Source organism: Amycolatopsis sp. NPDC004368, from assembly GCF_053602515.1.
Map to the genome: position 1 here is coordinate 1 of NZ_JBSGDT010000039.1, position 13,441 is coordinate 13,441.

A 13,441-nucleotide genomic window follows, 5' to 3' on the forward strand; every position below is an offset into this window, starting at 1 on the left:
CAGCTCAGTGAACTCCGGCCCCATCCGCACCCTCGTCCGGATCCACGACGGCTTCTTCTCGATCGGCGTCTCGCTGTTGCGGACCTCCAGCCGCAACAGCTTGCGTCCCTCGGGCTGCGCGCTCATCGCGACCGGTCCGCGTACAGCGGGTGCTTCTTCGCCAGCAGCTCCACGCGCCCGCGCAGCGTTTGCGCCACGGACTCGTCGAAGTCCGGTTTCAGCGCCTCGGCGATCACGTCGGCGACCTCGACGAAGTCGTCGGCCCCGAAACCGCGCGTGGCCAGCGCCGGCGTGCCGATGCGCAGGCCCGAGGTGACCATCGGCGGCCGCGGGTCGAACGGCACCGCGTTGCGGTTCACCGTGATCCCCACGGTGTGCAGCCGATCCTCGGCCTGCTGACCGTCCAAAGCGGACTGCACCAGATCCACCAGCACCAGGTGCACATCGGTACCACCGGTGAGCACCCGCACGCCCGCCTCGGCACAGTCCGAACGCGACAGCCGATCCGCGAGAATCCGCGAACCCGCCAGCGTGCGCTCCTGCCGCTCACGGAACTCGTCACTCGCGGCGATCTTCAGCGCCACGGCCTTCGCCGCGATCACGTGCTCCAACGGCCCACCCTGCTGGCCTGGGAACACCGCCGAGTTGACCTTCTTCGCCAGCTCCTCGCGGCACAGGATCAAGCCACCGCGCGGGCCGCCCAGCGTCTTGTGCGTGGTCGTGGTCACGATGTCCGCGTGCGGCACCGGCGACGGGTGCAGCCCCGCGGCCACCAGCCCCGCGAAGTGCGCCATGTCCACCATCAGTCGCGCGTCGACCAGGTCCGCGATCCGGCGGAACTCGGCGAAGTCGAGCTGACGCGGATAAGCCGACCACCCGGCGATGATCAGCTTCGGCCGGTGCTCCACCGCCAGGCGCTCGATCTCGGCGAGGTCGACGATCCCGGTCTCTTTGTCGACGTGGTAGGCCACCACGTTGTAGAGCTTGCCCGAGAAGTTGATCTTCATCCCGTGCGTCAGGTGACCGCCGTGGGCCAGGTCGAGGCCGAGGATCGTGTCACCGGGTTTGAGCACCGCGAACATCGCCGCCGCGTTGGCCTGCGCACCCGAGTGCGGCTGCACGTTCGCGTGCTCGGCGCCGAACAATGCCTTCGCCCGGTCGATCGCCAGCTGCTCCACGACGTCCACGTGCTCGCAGCCGCCGTAGTAACGACGGCCCGGGTACCCCTCGGCGTACTTGTTCGTCAGCACCGAACCCTGCGCCTCGAGCACACCCACCGGAGCGAAGTTCTCCGACGCGATCATCTCCAGCGTCGACTGCTGCCGATCCAGCTCCGCAGCCACGGCCGCGGCGATCTCCGGGTCCACTTCGGAGAGGTGCATATCGAACGTCGGCATTCAGTTCTCCTGCGTCAGCGCTGCGTATGCGGCGGCGTCGAGCAGCTCCGGGACGTCACCCGTGAGCCGCACCTTCAGGAGCCATCCTTCGGTGTAGGGGTCGGAGTTCACGATCTCGGGGGTGTCCGATGTGGTGTCGTTCACCTCGACGACCTCGCCGCTCACCGGCGAGTACAGCTCGCTCACTGACTTCGTCGACTCGACCTCGCCGAACACCTCGCCCGCGGTCACCGTGCCGCCGACGGCCGGCAGCTGCACGAACACGATGTCACCGAGGGACTCCGCCGCGAAGGCCGTGATGCCCACGGTCGCGACGCCGTCGACGACCGACAGCCACTCGTGTTCCTTGGTGTAGGACAGGTTCTCAGGGATGCTCACGCTGCTTTTCCTCAGGCTCGGGAGTAGAAGGGCAGGGCGACGACCTCGACGGGCTCGATCCGGCCCCGAATGTCGACGGAAAGCTTTGTACCGGGCTCGGCGTACGCCCGCTCGACGTACGCCATGGCGATCGGGTAACCGAGCGTCGGGGAAAGGGCACCGCTGGTCACTTCGCCCAGCGAAGTGCCCTCCGGCGACACCACCGCGTACCCGTGCCGCGGCGCCCGACGACCGGTCCCCCGCAGCCCGACCCGCACGCGCGGAACGTCGGCCTTCGCCAGCTCCTCCAGCGCGGCCCGGCCCACGAAGTCACCCGGCTTCTCGAACTTCACCACGCGCCCCAGACCGGCGGCAAACGGATTCAGCTCACGCGAGAGCTCGTTGCCGTACAGCGGCATCCCGGCCTCGAGCCGCAGCGTGTCGCGGCACGCCAGCCCACACGGCACCAACCCGAACGCCTCGCCGGCGTCGGTCAGCGCGCGCCACAACGCGGGCGCCTCGGCGGCCGGCACGTACAGCTCGAAGCCGTCCTCACCCGTGTACCCGGTGCGGGCCAGGAGCACGTCGTGCCCCTTCACCACGGCGGGCACGCTCGCGTAGTACTTCAGCGCGGCCAGGTCGGCGTCGGTCACCGCGGCCAGCACGTCGACCGCCCGCGGACCCTGCACCGCGATCAAAGCCGTGTCCGCCGAACGGTTCTCCACCACGGCGTCGAACCCGGCGACCCGCTCGGTCAGCGCCTCGGCGACCACGTCGGCGTTGCCGGCGTTGGCCACGACCAGGTACTCCTCGTCGGCCAGCCGGTAGACGACCAGGTCGTCGAGCACACCACCGTCGGCGTCGCAGATCATCGTGTAGCGGGCGCGGCCCGGCTTCACCCCGCTGAGGTTGCCGACCAGTGCGTAGTCGAGCACGTCGGCGGCCTGCGCGCCGCGCACGTGGATCTCGGCCATGTGCGACAGGTCGAACAGCCCGGCCGCCTCGCGCACGGCCTTGTGCTCGGCCAGCTCACTGGCGTAGCGGACCGGCATCGACCAGCCCGCGAAGTCGGTGAACAGCGCACCCAGTCCCTTGTGGACGGCGTGCAGGGAAGTCTCTCGAGACTGTGTCGGTTCAGGCACGGGTAGCTCAGCCTTCGTACGCGTTGAGGGGCGGGCAGGAGCAGACGAGGTTGCGGTCACCGCGCGCCCCGTCGATCCGGCGCACCGGCGGCCAGTACTTGTTCTTGCGCGACACACCCGCCGGGTACACCGCCAGCTCGCGGTCGTAGTCGGCCGTCCACTCGCCCACCAGCGCCTCCGCGGTGTGCGGGGCCGCGCGCAGCGGGCTCGTCTCCGCGGTCCAGCGGCCGGCGGCGACCTCGTCGATCTCGTGCCGGATCGCGATCATCGCCGCGCAGAAGCGGTCGATCTCGCCCAGGTCCTCGCTCTCGGTGGGCTCCACCATCAGCGTGCCCGCGACCGGGAACGACATCGTGGGCGCGTGGAAGCCGTAGTCGATGAGCCGCTTCGCGACGTCGTCCACCGTCACGCCGGTGTCCTTCGTGATGCCGCGCAGGTCGAGGATGCACTCGTGCGCGACCAGGCCGTCCTGTCCGGTGTAGAGCACCGGGTAGTGCGGCGAGAGCCGGGCGGCGACGTAGTTGGCCGCGAGCACCGCGACCTTCGTGGCCGTGGTGAGGCCGGGCGCGCCCATCATGCGCACGTACGCCCACGAGATCGGCAGGATCGACGCCGAGCCGTAGGGCGCGCCGCTGATCGGGCCGACGCCGGTGGCCGGGCCCGCGGCGTCGAGCAGCGGGTGGTTCGGCAGGTACGGCGCGAGGTGCGCGCGCACCGCCACCGGGCCGACACCGGGGCCGCCACCGCCGTGGGGGATGCAGAACGTCTTGTGCAGGTTCAGGTGCGACACGTCGCCGCCGAACTCGCCCGGCTTCGCCAGGCCCAGCAACGCGTTGAGGTTCGCGCCGTCCACGTACACCTGGCCGCCGCCGTCGTGCACGATCTTCGCGAGCCGCTCGATGCCGTGCTCGTACACGCCGTGCGTGGACGGGTAGGTCACCATGATCGCCGCGAGCGTGTCGCGGTGGGTGTCCACCTTGGCCTGCAGGTCTTCGAGGTCCACGTTGCCCTCGTCGGTGCACTTCACCACGACCACGCGCATGCCCGCGAGCACCGCCGAAGCCGCGTTGGTGCCGTGGGCCGACGACGGGATCAGGCAGACGTCGCGCTCGGGCCGGCCGTTGGCGTGGTGGTAGCCGCGGATGGCGAGCAGGCCGGCGAGCTCACCCTGGCTGCCGGCGTTGGGCTGCAGTGACACCTCGTCGTAGCCGGTCACCTCGGCGAGCCAGCCCGACAGCTGCGCCACGAGCCGGTGGTAGCCCTCGGCGTCCTCGGCCGGTGCGAACGGGTGGATGCCCGCGAACTCGCGCCAGCTGATCGGCTCCATCTCCGTGGTGGCGTTGAGCTTCATCGTGCACGAGCCCAGCGGGATCATGCCGCGGTCGAGCGCGTAGTCGAGGTCGGCGAGCTTGCGCAGGTACCGCAGCATCGACGTTTCGGAGCGGTGCGTGCTGAACACCTCGTGGGACATGAAGCCGCTCTCGCGCACGATGCCGCTCGGCAGCGCGTTCGCCGAGGCGGCTTCGGCTTCGATCCCGAACGCGTGCAGCACCTTCGCCACGGTGTCGGGCCGGGTCACCTCGTCACAGGCCACGCGCACGTGGTCGGCGTCGACGTGGCCCAGGTTGATGCCCGCCTCGCGCGCGGCCGCGTGGATCTCGGCGGCGCGGCCAGGCACGTGCGCCACGACCGTGTCGAAGAAGGACTCGTGCACGATCTCGACGCCGCCGGAGCGCAGGGCCGCGGCGAAGCCCGCCGCCAGCTCGTGCACGCGGGTCGCGATGGCCTTCAGGCCGTCCGGGCCGTGGTAGACGCCGTACATCGCGGCCAGCACCGCCGGCAGCACCTGCGCGGTGCAGATGTTCGACGTCGCCTTTTCGCGGCGGATGTGCTGCTCCCGCGTCTGCAGCGCGAGCCGGTACGCCAGGTTCCCGTCGGCGTCGACAGAGACGCCCACCAGCCGGCCCGGCAGCGAGCGCTCGAGCCCGGCGCGCACGGCCAGGTACCCGGCGTGCGGGCCGCCGTAGCCCAGCGGCACACCGAAGCGCTGCGTGGAACCGGCGGCGACGTCGGCGCCGAACTCGCCCGGCGAGGTGATCAACGTGAGCGCGAGCAGGTCGGCGGCCACCGTGTACAGGGCGCCCGCGGCCTTCGCGGCTTCGGAGATCGCGTGGTAGAAACCGCGGCCGCGCAGCACCCCCGAAGCGCCCGGGTACTGCACCACGACACCGAAGAACTCCTCCGGCAGCCCGGTGAGCAGGTCGCGCACCTGCACGTCGATGCCCAGCGCGACGGCGCGCGTGCGTACGACCGCGATGGTCTGCGGCAGGCACTCGGCGTCGAGCACGATCACGTTGGACTTCGACTTCGACGAGCGGCGCATGAGCGTCATGGCCTCGGCGACGGCGGTCGACTCGTCGAGCATCGACGCGTTGGCCGTGGTCAGGCCGGTGAGGTCGGCGACCATCGTCTGGAAGTTGAGCAGCGCCTCGAGCCGGCCCTGCGAGATCTCCGGCTGGTACGGCGTGTAAGCGGTGTACCACGCGGGGTTCTCGAGTACGTTGCGGCGGATCACGCCCGGCGTGACGGTGTCGGAGTAGCCGAGACCGATCATCTGCGTCATGGGGCGGTTGAGCGCGGCCAGCGCACGCAGCTCGGCGGTGGCTTCCTCTTCGGACGCGGCCGCGGGCAGCTCAAGGCCGCGCATGGTGCGGATCGCGGACGGAACCGCCGCGTCGACGAGGGCGTCCAGGCTTCCGTAACCGCATTCGGCGAGCATCTTGGCCCGCTCGGCCGCGGCGGGGCCGATGTGGCGGGCGTCGAACGGTGTCGAAGTGATGGGAGCTCCTCGGGCCGGGCACCGGGCGCAGCGGTGCGCTGGGAACTCCCCCTCTGTCATGGGCACCTGAGAGTTTCACCGCGCAGTCTTGTTCGAACCTGCGGCTTTCACCTTGGGTGAGGCGCGGGTGCGCCTGCTTTCCAGAGTGGCCTCGCGCGAAGCGGTAGTGGGTACCTGAGAGATTCCGGGGAGTTTGCTCCTTCGGTGTCCCATCGATCTCATGGGACTCTCCCGCTCCGGCTCGAACGGCCCGGTATGCAAGTTTGTGTGCTTGGTGTGCTCGCGGCCACCGTACCTGCCGCTTCTCTCGCCAGTCTACCTCGGACGGTTCACGCCACACCCGCCGAGCCACGGCTGAAGGTGCGCAGGTGACGGGTCTGCGCGGGCAGGGTCATGGGGACCTTGGTGAGCTTCGGCGTCCCGGCGAGCAGCGCGCACCCGTCGGCACAGCGCGTGAGCAGCACGGCGAGGTCGCGCAGCTCCTCGCCGTCGGCCGCGCGGCAGGCCTGGGCGCACAGCGACAGCAGCCGCGCCGCCTCGGCGCACATCGCCTTCACCGACATCCGCACCATCGCGACGTCGGCGGCCAGGCCCGAACACCGGTCGAGCGTGTCGGCGCACAGGCGCGACATCGACGCCGCCGCGAGCACGACCGGTCCCATCGCGGCCAGTTCACCACCGGCGAACGCGCGTTCGCACCGCACGCGGCACAGTTCGCAGAGGTCGGCGACCTCCCGCAGCATCGGTGACGTTTCACGGATCGGCATGGCACCCTCCCGGATCGGGCGACCGGACCGGTCGCCTCGACTCCGGTCTACCCACCGCGAAACCGGCACAGGGCGAGCGCCACCGGAACAGGCGGAAGATCAACCCGTCCCGGTGACAGCCCTTCCGAAAGCCGGCTGTCCAAAGCTGTCTGTCTAAAGCGGAGTGACGTACGCGCCCGAGATGCCACCGTCCACGAGGAACTGCGACGCCGTGATGAAGCTGGCGTCGTCGCTGGCCAGGAAGGCCACCGCGGCCGCGATCTCCTCCGGCTCAGCGAAGCGCCCCACCGGCACGTGCACCAGCCGCCGCGCCGCGCGTTCCGGGTCCTTCGCGAAGAGCTCCTTGAGCAGCGGCGTGTTCACCGGCCCCGGGCACAGCGCGTTGACGCGGATGTTCTCGCGCGCGAACTGCACCCCCAGCTCGCGGCTCATCGCGAGCACCCCGCCCTTGGACGCGGTGTAGGAGATCTGCGAGGTCGCCGCGCCCATCACCGCCACGAACGAGGCCGTGTTGATGATCGAGCCCTTGCCCTGCCGTTGCATGTGCGGCAGCGCGGCCTTGCAGCACAGGTACACCGAGGTCAGGTTCACGCGCTGCACGCGCTCCCACGCCTCGAAGCCCGTGGTGAGGATCGAGTCGTCCTCGGGCGGCGAGATGCCGGCGTTGTTGAACGCCACGTCGACCGCGCCGAACTGGTCCACGGCCGTGGCGAACAGCGCTTCCACCTGTTCGGGTTCGGTCACGTCGGCCTGCACGAACAGGCCCCCGACCTCGTCGGCCGCGGCCTTGCCGGCGTCCGGCGTGAGGTCGCCGATCACGACCTTCGCGCCCTCACTCGCCAGCCGGCGCGCCGAGGCCAGGCCGATGCCGCTGGCCCCGCCCGTGATCACGGCGACGCGGCCCTCGAAACGCTGCACCATCTGTCTCAATCCTCCGTGCTCAGGAAAACGTTTTTCGTCTCGGTGAACGCCGCCGGCGCGTCGGGGCCCAGCTCGCGGCCGAGGCCCGACTGCTTGAACCCGCCGAACGGCGTCCAGTACCGCACCGACGAGTGCGAATTCACCGAAAGGTTCCCCGCCTCCACACCGCGGGCCACGCGCAACGCCCGCCCGACGTCGCGCGTCCAGATCGAGCCGGACAGGCCGTAGTCGGTGTGGTTGGCCATGCGGACGGCGTCGGCCTCGTCGTCGAACGGGACCACGGCCACGACCGGCCCGAAGATCTCGTCGGCGGCCAGCGGGTCGGCCAGGCTCGCCGGCGTGACCACGGTGGGCGCGAACCAGAAACCGGGCCCGTCGGGCGCGCTGCCGCGGAACGCGACGGGTGTCGCGTCGGTGACGTACGAGGACACCTTCGCGTGGTGCGCCGCGGAGATCAGCGGGCCCATTTCCGTGGCTTCGGCGCCGGGGTCACCCACGGCCACACCCTGCACGGCGGGTTCCAGCAGCGCCATGAACTTCTCGTGGACGCTGCGCTGCACGAGGATCAGCGAGCGCGCGCAGCAGTCCTGGCCGGCGTTGTCGAACACGCCGTACGGCGCCGTCGCGGCGGCTTTCTCCAGGTCGGCGTCGGCGAACACGATGTTGGCGTTCTTGCCGCCGAGCTCCAGCGTCACGCGCTTCACCTGCTTCGCGCAACCGGCCATGATCTGTTTGCCGACCTCGGTGGAGCCGGTGAACACGACCTTGCGCACCAGCTCATGCTCCACGAACCGCTGTCCCACCACCGAACCCTTGCCCGGCAGCACCTGGAACACGTCTTCGGGGATCCCGGCCTCGCGGGCGAGCTCGCCGAGGCGGATCGCGGTCAGCGGTGTGAGCTCGGCGGGCTTGAGCACCACGGTGTTGCCGGCCGCCAGCGCCGGCGCGAAACCCCAGCCCGCGATCGGCATCGGGAAGTTCCACGGCACGATCACGCCGACCACGCCGAGCGGCTCGTGAAAGGTCACGTTCACCCCGCCGGGCACCGGGATCTGTTGCCCGATCAAGCGTTCCGGCGCGGCGGAGTAGTAGTTCAGGACGTCGCGGACGTTGCCCGCTTCCCACCGCGCGTTGCTTATGGTGTGTCCGGAGTTGCTCACTTCGAGGCGCGCGAGGTTCTCGAGATCGGCCTCGACGGCATCGGCGAAGCGCCGCAGCAGCCGCGCGCGATCGGCGGGGGCGACGGCTCGCCAGCTGCTGAACGCCGCGTGGGCGCGGGCGATCGCCGCGTCGGTCTCTTCGGCGCTCGTGAGCGCGACCGACCGCACCACCTGTTCGGTGGCGGGGTTGATCACGTCGAACGTCTGCGTCACTTGCGCTCCTCTGCTGCTGGGACTGCGGCCTCGACCAGGGCCCGGAACAGGCGGACGTCCCCGGTGTCCTGCTCGGGGTGCCACTGCACGCCGAGGACGAACTCGTCGCCGGGCAGCTCGGCCGCCTCGACCGTGCCGTCGGCGGCGTGCCCGGACGCGACCAGGCCGGCGCCGAGCCGGTCGATGGCCTGGTGGTGGTAGCAGTGGCCCTTCGTCTCGGGCCCGAGCAACGCGGCCGCGCGCGTGCCGTCGACGAGCGTGATGCTGCTCGTGCCGAAGGTCGCGGGCGCGGGCTGGTGCGCGGTGTCACCGAGGGTTTCGGGCAGGTGCTGGGTGAGCGTGCCGCCCAGCGCCACACTGATCACCTGGAGGCCGCGGCACACGCCGAGCACGGGTTTGCCGGCTTTCCGGGCCGCGGCGAACAGGCCGAACTCGAAGGCGTCGCGGTCGGCTCGGGTGTAAGTGGCGGGGTGGGGCTCGGCGCCGTAGCGGTGCGGTTCGACGTCGGCGCCGCCGGTGAGCACGAGCCCGTCGACGCGGTCGACGAGCGTCTCGTACGCCCCGGTCAGCGGCGGCAGCAGCACGGGGATCCCGCCGGCGGCGATCACGCAGTCGGCGTAGACGCGGTGCAGCAGCGTCGCTTCGGTGTCCCAGGCGAGGAACTTGGCTTGCTCCACGTAGGTGGTGAGCCCGATGACGGGTTTTTCAGAGGCGTTCGAAGCCACGGACGAGCTCCCAATCGGTCACGGCCTTCTCGAACGCCTCCCGTTCGATGCGGGCGGCGTTGAGGTAGTGGTCCACCACATCGTCGCCGAAGGCCTCGCGCGCGATGCGGCTGCCCGCCAGCACCTCGGCGGCTTCGCCCAGCGTGGCCGGCACGGTCGGCTTGTCCGAGTCGTAGGCGTTGCCCGTGAACTCCGGCTCCAGCGGCAGCTCGTTCTCCACGCCGTGCAGCCCGGCGGCGATCAACGCGGCGACGGCCAGGTACGGGTTCACGTCCCCGCCCGGCACGCGGTTCTCGAACCGCAGCGAATCACCGTGCCCGACCACGCGCAGCGCGCACGTGCGGTTGTCCGTGCCCCACGCGACGGCCGTCGGCGCGAAGCTGCCGCGCGCGAACCGCTTGTAGGAGTTGATGTTCGGGGCGAAGAAGTAGGTGAGTTCACGCAGCGCGGCGAGCTGCCCGGCGAGGAAGTGCTGCATCAGCTTCGAGAAGCCGTGGTCGCCGTCACCCGGGAGCACGGCGCTGCCGTCGCCGGCGCGCAGCGAGAGGTGGATGTGGCAGGAGTTGCCCTCGCGTTCGTTGTACTTCGCCATGAACGTGAGGCTCTTGCCCTCCTGCGCGGCGATCTCCTTGGCGCCGTTCTTGTAGACGCTGTGGTTGTCGCACGTGGTCAGCGCGTCGGCGAACCGGAACGCGATTTCGTGCTGGCCGGGGTTGCACTCGCCCTTCGCCGACTCGGGGTACAGCCCGGCGCCGGCCATCTCGTTGCGGATGCGGCGCAGCAACGGCTCGACGCGCGCGGTGCCGAGCATCGAGTAGTCCACGTTGTACTGGTTGCCGGGCCTGAGGCCGTGATAACGCTTGTCCCACGCGGATTCGTAGCTCTCGTCGAACACGATGAACTCGAGCTCGGTGCCCACGAACGCCTGGAGGTTCCTTTCGGCCAGCCGATCCAGCTGCCGCCGCAGCACCTGCCGCGGCGACACCGCGACGGGCCCGCCACCGTCCACGCGCTCGACGTCGGCGAGCACGAGCGCGGTGCCCTCCTGCCACGGGACGTTGCGAAGGGTCGAGAAGTCGGGGCGCAGCACGAAGTCGCCGTAGCCCGCGTCCCAGCTCGAGATCGCGTAGCCGTCCACGGTGTTCATGTCCACGTCGACGGCCAGCAGGTAGTTGCACGCCTCGGTGGCGTGGCCGACGACCTCGTCGAGGAAGTACTCGGCCGAGCAGCGCTTGCCCTGGAGCCGGCCCTGCATGTCCGTGATCGCGACCAGCACCGTGTCGATCGAGCCCGCCGCCACCTGCTCCCGGAGCGCGTCGAGCGTGAGCAACCCTCGCCTGCCAACCATCGCACCGTCCCCAAAGGTTTGGGTGGGATCCTTTGCGGGTTCTTCCTACCGGCCACCGCTCGCGTGGTCAATCCGGTCAAAGGTATTTTCTGGATCCATTGCGTCAGGGCCGCGTATGTCCGGCTTGCCCGGCTGAGAAGATTCTGTGAATCGTGGGTTTACGGGACCAAACGCGCCGCCCCGGGCGTTGGACGGGGCAAGAGAGGTGAGAGGGATGACAGAAGCATTCACGCAGTCCACCATCGGTCAGCAGCAGGCCCGGCCGCAGCTCCCGACCATGCCCACCGGCTGGCCCATCGGCTCCTACGAGTCCTACGAGCAGGCCCAGAAGGCAGTCGACCACCTCGCGGGCACGGACTTCCCGATCGGCGACGTCACCATCGTCGGCATCCAGCCGATGCTCGTCGAACGCGTCGCGGGCCGCATGAGCTGGAGCAAGGTCCTCAGCAGCTCCGCCATGTCGGGTGCGGTGTTCGGCCTGTTCCTGGGTCTGGTCCTGAGCCTGCTGAACCCCGCCGCGGGCCTGCTGTCGATCGTCATCGGCCTCGTCGCGGGCGTCGCGTTCAACCTGTTGTTCGGCGCCCTGGGCTACGCCGCCAACCGCAACAAGCGCGGCTTCATCTCGCAGAGCCAGCTCGTCGCCCAGCGCTACGACGTCCTGTCGCAGCCGCGCAACGCCGAGAAGGGCCGCGCCCTGCTGGCGGACCTCGCCGCCCGCTCGGCTTTCGGTCATTGACGTAGCGTCCCGCTGAAGCTCGGGCGCCTGGGTCTCGGACCCGGGCGCCCGAGTTCTTTTTTTCACTGCCCGGGTCACCCACAAGACGGAACCGGGGGAGCAGCCCCGACCTCTGCTCCCCCGGCCCCTCGCACGCTCTACCTCGTGGGCGGAGCAGAACTGGTGGGCGTGGTCGGCGCCGTCGGCTTTGTGGGCGCCGACGAAGCGGGACTCGTCGGCGTGAGGGCCGGTGCCGAGGTCGTCGGCTTCGGGATGGCGGCCGCGAACGGCACGTCGTCGGTCTCCTTGCAGTACCCGCGGTAGCCGTTGTAGCCGTCCAGGTTCCCGTTGGCGTCCTGCACCCCCTGCACGAGCCGCGGCCGCGGGAACCGGTTGTCCTCGCCGATCTTGGAGCGGGTGCCGGTGTCGGCTTCACAGCCGTAGCGGGTGACGGCGAGCGGGCGGCCCTGGTCGTCGTACAGGTAGACGTCGGTCAGCGGCTTGCCGGAGGCGTCGAAGGCGTAGAGGTTTCCCACCTCGGAGCCGCCGTAGAGCAGTTCCTCGTTGCCGTAGCTGTCGGTCGTCGACGACGAGTACGACGTGGTGCTCGGGTAGAACGTGCGGTGCGTGATCAGGTCGATCGTCGCGCCGAAGCCACCGAACGCGCCGCCGATCACGAACGCCGACACGGGCACCGCGATCCACATCAGGCGCCGGTCGGACGCCGTCCTCGGACCGGCCCAGACCACCGCCGCGGCGGCCACGGCGAGGAATGGCAGCAGCAGCACCGCGTACGAGTGCCGCACCATCAGCAGCAGCCCGAACCCGAGCAGCGCCACCGCGCACACCACCCACCACGCGGGCTTCAGCGAACGCAGGTACGTGACGGCCTTGTCCCCCTCGCGCTTCTCACGCCAGGACCGCACCGATTCGCGCGCCCGCACCACCTCGGGCAGCTCCTGCACCGCCGAAACCCCGCCGTTGAACAAGAACACGAGGCTCAGCACGAACACCGGCGCCAGCAGCAGCAGGCCCAGCAGCACGTCCGGGTCGAGCTGCACCGCCGCGGCGAAGGCGAACAGCGCCAGCCCCACGGCGCAGAACAGCAAGCCCCACAACGCGAATCGCGGCGCGAGCAGGCTCCGCTTCTTGGGCGTCGCCAGAACCGCGGTGGTCGCCTCGGCGTTCACGTCCGCCGGCGGATAACCCCCGGACGCCCGCAGCTCGGCCGCGTAGCTCTCCGGCGACCCGAGCCGTTCGATGAGCTGCTCGACGCGCGCGTCGGCCCCCAGCTCCGTCTCCATCTCGGCCAGGTGCGGCCGGACGTCCTCCAGGATCTCCTCGATCTCCCCCGCCGGCAGATCGGCGAGCGCGGTCCGGACCCGCGCCAGGTACACCCGCACCGCGGTGGGCTTCTCCGTACTCATGCTGCAACTCCCAGTAGACCGTTCATGGTCGACGCGAAACTCGCCCACGTCTTCCCCGACTCCTGCAGCCGCGCTCTCCCCGGCTCGTTCAGGCTGTAGTACTTGCGGTGCGGCCCTTCTTCGCTCGGCACGACGTACGACGTCAGCAGCCCGGCCTTGTACAGCCGGCGCAACGTGCCGTAGACCGAAGCGTCCCCCACTTCCTCCAGGCCGGCGACGCGGAGTCTTCGGAGTACGTCGTAGCCGTACCCGTCGTCATCGCGCAGCACGGCCAGCACCGCCAGGTCGAGCACTCCCTTGAGCAGCTGACTGATCTCCACGGCACCCTCCAGTCTTACGTTTGGAACGGTACCACGCATTGCGCAGTAGTGTGCACGGCGGACGGCCATTCGGCGGAAGATCACCCCCAGGTGTTCGCCGAGGAACGGCG

General features: G+C 70.1%; 12 protein-coding genes, 1 pseudogene and 1 riboswitch. Of the genes and pseudogenes, 1 reads left to right on the forward strand and 12 read right to left on the reverse strand.

The genetic code is table 11. From position 1 onward, the window contains the following. From ACWEOE_RS35295 to ACWEOE_RS35340, 10 genes and pseudogenes are all read right to left on the reverse strand, one after another. Positions 1 to 126, reverse strand: a pseudogene (locus ACWEOE_RS35295) (lipoyl synthase); the annotation flags it as partial. Continuing rightward, complete coding sequence (gene glyA, locus ACWEOE_RS35300; protein WP_452016978.1) at positions 123 to 1,397, reverse strand: serine hydroxymethyltransferase; 1,275 nt, start codon at positions 1,395 to 1,397, stop codon at positions 123 to 125. The pseudogene ACWEOE_RS35295 and the gene glyA, both read right to left, overlap by 4 nt. Then, complete coding sequence (gene gcvH / locus ACWEOE_RS35305; protein WP_452016980.1) at positions 1,398 to 1,775, reverse strand: glycine cleavage system protein GcvH; 378 nt, start codon at positions 1,773 to 1,775, stop codon at positions 1,398 to 1,400. Between the two features lie 11 nt (positions 1,776 to 1,786). Then, positions 1,787 to 2,896 (reverse strand): glycine cleavage system aminomethyltransferase GcvT, encoded by a 1,110-nt coding sequence (gene gcvT, locus ACWEOE_RS35310; RefSeq protein ID WP_452016982.1) that lies wholly within the window; start codon positions 2,894 to 2,896, stop codon positions 1,787 to 1,789. Between the two features lie 7 nt (positions 2,897 to 2,903). Further along, a complete protein-coding gene (gene gcvP / locus ACWEOE_RS35315) occupies positions 2,904 to 5,735 on the reverse strand; it encodes an aminomethyl-transferring glycine dehydrogenase (protein WP_452017097.1) in 2,832 nt (943 codons plus the stop codon). 151 nt (positions 5,736 to 5,886) lie between these two features. Beyond that, a riboswitch (glycine riboswitch) is annotated at positions 5,887 to 5,979 on the reverse strand. A gap of 85 nt (positions 5,980 to 6,064) precedes the next feature. Beyond that, positions 6,065 to 6,502 carry a hypothetical protein gene (locus ACWEOE_RS35320; RefSeq protein ID WP_452016984.1) on the reverse strand — a complete coding sequence of 146 codons (438 nt, stop codon included), beginning with the start codon at positions 6,500 to 6,502 and terminating at the stop codon, positions 6,065 to 6,067. A gap of 153 nt (positions 6,503 to 6,655) precedes the next feature. Then, complete coding sequence (locus ACWEOE_RS35325; protein ID WP_452016986.1) at positions 6,656 to 7,423, reverse strand: 3-oxoacyl-ACP reductase; 768 nt, start codon at positions 7,421 to 7,423, stop codon at positions 6,656 to 6,658. A gap of 5 nt (positions 7,424 to 7,428) precedes the next feature. Then, entirely contained in the window at positions 7,429 to 8,796 is a 1,368-nt protein-coding gene (locus tag ACWEOE_RS35330) for an aldehyde dehydrogenase family protein (protein ID WP_452016988.1), read from the reverse strand. Further along, on the reverse strand, positions 8,793 to 9,521 hold the full coding sequence (locus tag ACWEOE_RS35335) for a gamma-glutamyl-gamma-aminobutyrate hydrolase family protein (protein WP_452016990.1): 729 nt from the start codon (positions 9,519 to 9,521) through the stop codon (positions 8,793 to 8,795). The genes ACWEOE_RS35330 and ACWEOE_RS35335 overlap by 4 nt, the downstream gene beginning before the upstream one ends. After that, positions 9,502 to 10,869 carry a glutamine synthetase family protein gene (locus tag ACWEOE_RS35340; protein WP_452016992.1) on the reverse strand — a complete coding sequence of 456 codons (1,368 nt, stop codon included), beginning with the start codon at positions 10,867 to 10,869 and terminating at the stop codon, positions 9,502 to 9,504. The genes ACWEOE_RS35335 and ACWEOE_RS35340 overlap by 20 nt, the downstream gene beginning before the upstream one ends. 214 nt (positions 10,870 to 11,083) lie before the next feature. Between ACWEOE_RS35340 and ACWEOE_RS35345 the strand changes: the two genes are divergently transcribed. After that, positions 11,084 to 11,605 carry a general stress protein gene (locus ACWEOE_RS35345; RefSeq protein WP_452016994.1) on the forward strand — a complete coding sequence of 174 codons (522 nt, stop codon included), beginning with the start codon at positions 11,084 to 11,086 and terminating at the stop codon, positions 11,603 to 11,605. Between the two features lie 137 nt (positions 11,606 to 11,742). On the opposite strand, the gene ACWEOE_RS35350 is transcribed toward ACWEOE_RS35345, so the two are convergent. Both ACWEOE_RS35350 and ACWEOE_RS35355 read right to left on the reverse strand, forming a co-directional pair. Continuing rightward, positions 11,743 to 13,011, reverse strand: a complete 1,269-nt coding sequence (locus tag ACWEOE_RS35350; RefSeq protein ID WP_452016996.1) for a DUF1700 domain-containing protein — start codon at positions 13,009 to 13,011, stop codon at positions 11,743 to 11,745. After that, a complete protein-coding gene (locus tag ACWEOE_RS35355; protein WP_452016998.1) occupies positions 13,008 to 13,331 on the reverse strand; it encodes a PadR family transcriptional regulator in 324 nt (107 codons plus the stop codon). The genes ACWEOE_RS35350 and ACWEOE_RS35355 overlap by 4 nt, the downstream gene beginning before the upstream one ends. Positions 13,332 to 13,441 lie beyond the last annotated feature (110 nt).

Excerpts from the sequence above, each read along its gene's own strand:
- ACWEOE_RS35320 (WP_452016984.1), bottom strand. The coding sequence starts at position 6,502 with ATGCCGATCCGTGAAACGTCACCGATGCTGCGGGAGGTCGCCGACCTC.
- ACWEOE_RS35340 (WP_452016992.1), bottom strand. The coding sequence starts at position 10,869 with ATGGTTGGCAGGCGAGGGTTGCTCACGCTCGACGCGCTCCGGGAGCAG.
- ACWEOE_RS35350 (WP_452016996.1), bottom strand. The coding sequence starts at position 13,011 with ATGAGTACGGAGAAGCCCACCGCGGTGCGGGTGTACCTGGCGCGGGTC.
- glyA (WP_452016978.1), bottom strand. The coding sequence starts at position 1,397 with ATGCCGACGTTCGATATGCACCTCTCCGAAGTGGACCCGGAGATCGCC.
- ACWEOE_RS35345 (WP_452016994.1), top strand. The coding sequence starts at position 11,084 with ATGACAGAAGCATTCACGCAGTCCACCATCGGTCAGCAGCAGGCCCGG.
- ACWEOE_RS35325 (WP_452016986.1), bottom strand. The coding sequence starts at position 7,423 with ATGGTGCAGCGTTTCGAGGGCCGCGTCGCCGTGATCACGGGCGGGGCC.